We start from the raw sequence: 2,801 nt of genomic DNA, 5'->3' as shown, positions 1-2,801 counted from the left end.
CGCGTGACATTGTCTTCGTATCTAACCCGTTCACAAATTGTGAGGTGTTTCTCGAGCTGCCGTATATCCAAGGCTGGTTCGAGGCGATGACATCGCTTGGTCGACTCGTCTTCTTCGACCTGCCGGGCACGGGGGTATCCGATCCCACTGCACCGACCTTGGAGCTACAGGCCGACAGCATCACTTCGGTGCTTGACGATCTCGGAAGCAGCGAAGCGGTCCTCGTCGCGGTCGACGGCGCGTTCCCCCAAGTGGCGCTTTTCGCGGCAACACATCCATCCCGCACAACCGCGCTGGTCGTCCTCGAGGGCTACGCGGATCCGCTTGCTGAACGCACAACAGGAGCAGCCCTCGAGGAATCTGTCGCTGCCTATGTCACCATGTGGGGTACGGGCGAGTTCGCGCATCTCGCGAATCCGGACATGCCCTGGAACGAGGAAATTCGGGCAGCCTGGGCACGGCACGAACGTCTGGCGGCAAGCCCAGCGACCCTCGCCCTCATGGTGAGTCGGATGGCCGAGTTGAACGTGCGACCTCTGCTTCCGACAATCCGCGTGCCCACCCTCGTTGTCCACCACACCGATGACCAGGTGATCCCGCCCGAGTTGGGTAAGTACATCGCTAATCACATCTCGGGCGCAAAGTACGTCGAGCTGCCGGGGCGCAACCTGTATCACTTCGTTGAACCGTGGCGCGAGTCGTTCCAGGAGATCGCCGAGTTCCTTACTGGCCAGCAGGCAGAGGTGGCTGATGATCGGGTTCTTGCCACGGTTTTGTTCACCGACATCGTGGACTCAACGCGCCGCGCGGCGGAGATGGGTGACCGTGACTGGCATGCCTTGCTCGATGCGCACGACGCCGTCGTTCGGTCGCAGCTGTCTCGCTTTCGGGGCCGCGAGGTGAACACCTCGGGCGATGGCTTCCTCGCGATGTTCGACGGCCCGCAGCGGGCGATCCGCTGCGCCATGGCGATTCGCGACGCGGTGCAGACGCTCGGCATCGAGGTGCGGGCCGGGTTGCACACCGGCGAGTGCGAGGTCCGAGGTGACGACATCGGCGGGATCGCCGTGCACATCGGTGCGCGCGTGAGCGCACTGGCAGGAGCAAACGACGTGCTGGTGTCCAGCACGCTGCGCGACCTCGTGATCGGGTCAGGACTCGAGTTCGAGGAGCGCGGCGCTCACGCACTCAAGGGTGTGCCCGGCGAATGGCATCTCTTCGCCGTCGCCTCTGCGTAGCGGTGGCTTTTCGGCGACCGTCGTAGGCATCGCCGCAGGTCAACATGCCCCGGCCGCCTAGAGTTTCATGTCGGCACACCACAGCGACTTCATGCTTACGACAACTCAGCGAAAGCAGATGCAATTTCGTCAGTGAGCGACTGCAGATCGTAGTAATCACGGTAGCGCTTGATCTTGCCCTCACCGTCCACCTCGAATACTCCGACCACCTCCATGTCGAACCATTTTCCTTGCATCTCGAAAGAGTCGACCCTCTCGGCGATCACGGTTGCGCCATCGGCAACCAGAGTTTTTATGTCGACGACAACACTTGGAGAAACCTGCACCATCGATTCAAATTCGGCCCTGATCGCATCGATGCCGCTGTAAGTGCCACGTGGCCCGTCAATATAGACAGCGTCAGCGCTGAAGAATCCGGCTAGCTCGTCAACGTTCGGCTCACGCACCGCCGCAAAGAATTGCCTTACGACCGACTCTGGGGAACCGCTCATGAGCGTGAACCTTTCTCCATGCGTGCGAGAGCCAACGGAAGGGAGCCTACATTTTCTTCTGTCTTCGTCTTGGGAGAATTTGTGAGGCGAGACTCGGTTCAGGACTCGAGTTCGAGGACCGCGCGGCGCTCATTAGATCAAGGGCGTGCCCGGCGAATGGCATCTCTTCGCCGTCGCCTCTCCGTAGCGGTGGGTTCGGCGAAGTCACGCAGAGAGCGGCGCAGCCTCGTTGAGATACCGGTACGCCGTGGCGCGTGAGACTCCCAACATTTTCGCGATGTCGGTGGCCGTGATGCCCTTCTCCCTAAGCTGACGGGCTTTGGCGGCATCGGCGTCGTCGATCTTGCGCGGCCGTCCACCCTTGCGCCCGTTGGCTGCGGCAGCGGCCAGCCCGGCACGGGTGCGCTCGATCATCGTGTCGCGTTCGAGTTGGGCGAAGGCCGCCATGATGGTCAGCATCGCCTTGCCCATCGGCCCGTCGGTGTGTAGACCTTCGGTGAGGCTGCGGAATCCGATCCCTCGGGACGTCAGATCGTGGACCACCGCGAGAACGTGTTGGGTGTTGCGTCCGAGGCGGTCGAGCTTCCAGACGGTGAGCACGTCACCCTCGCGGAGATGGTCCAGGCAGGCATCGAGATGGGGTCGGGACGCAGTCGAGCCGCTCACGCCATAGTCGGTCCAGATGCGCGTCGCCCCGGCTTCCTGAAGCGCGTCGAGCTGAAGCTGCGGATTCTGGTCGACCGTCGACACCCTCGCGTATCCAATGATGGCCAACCGCTGCTCCCTGTCTCATAATCCCGTCAAACTCTTGGTTTCGATACTACCGGTTATGAGACTGGTTTTCAAGACAGCCGATCGCGCCGTTGAGCCTGGAAGCGGGCGTGCTAACGAACGAGCCTTCGCTGTCTCATCAACCCATCGTTTTCGAGACAGGCGGATTCGCAGTGGAACCGGCGGCGGATCGAGGGTTCCGGATCTGGCCGCCGACAGTGCCGACGGTGTCTCATTCGGGTCTATTCCGAGACAGCGTTCAGCTCTGCTCGGGCCTGGTCGATTTGGTCGTAGGCGTAGG

Annotated in this window: 3 protein-coding genes; 1 reads left to right on the top strand and 2 read right to left on the bottom strand. The window is 61.9% G+C overall.

Features of this window, described 5'->3' with window-relative positions; all coding sequences use genetic code 11:
• Window positions 1-1,238: adenylate/guanylate cyclase domain-containing protein (locus ACLQI9_RS07090; protein WP_442391394.1), on the top strand; the 1,238-nt coding region annotated here is incomplete at its 5' end.
• A 95-nt stretch (window positions 1,239-1,333) separates the two neighbouring features.
• Here the strand turns inward: ACLQI9_RS07090 and ACLQI9_RS07085 are convergent.
• Window positions 1,334-1,729, bottom strand: coding sequence for a nuclear transport factor 2 family protein (locus ACLQI9_RS07085; RefSeq protein ID WP_442391392.1), 396 nt, complete (start codon window positions 1,727-1,729; stop codon window positions 1,334-1,336).
• 204 nt (window positions 1,730-1,933) lie between these two features.
• Window positions 1,934-2,503 carry a recombinase family protein gene (locus ACLQI9_RS07080; RefSeq protein ID WP_442391390.1) on the bottom strand — a complete coding sequence of 190 codons (570 nt, stop codon included), beginning with the start codon at window positions 2,501-2,503 and terminating at the stop codon, window positions 1,934-1,936.
• Between the last annotated feature and the right edge of the window lie 298 nt (window positions 2,504-2,801).

Source organism: Mycobacterium sp. (assembly GCF_052143115.1).
Taxonomy (GTDB): domain Bacteria; phylum Actinomycetota; class Actinomycetes; order Mycobacteriales; family Mycobacteriaceae; genus Mycobacterium.
Note: the sequence above shows the minus strand (reverse complement) of the source record. Positions and strands in the feature narration are given on the sequence as shown.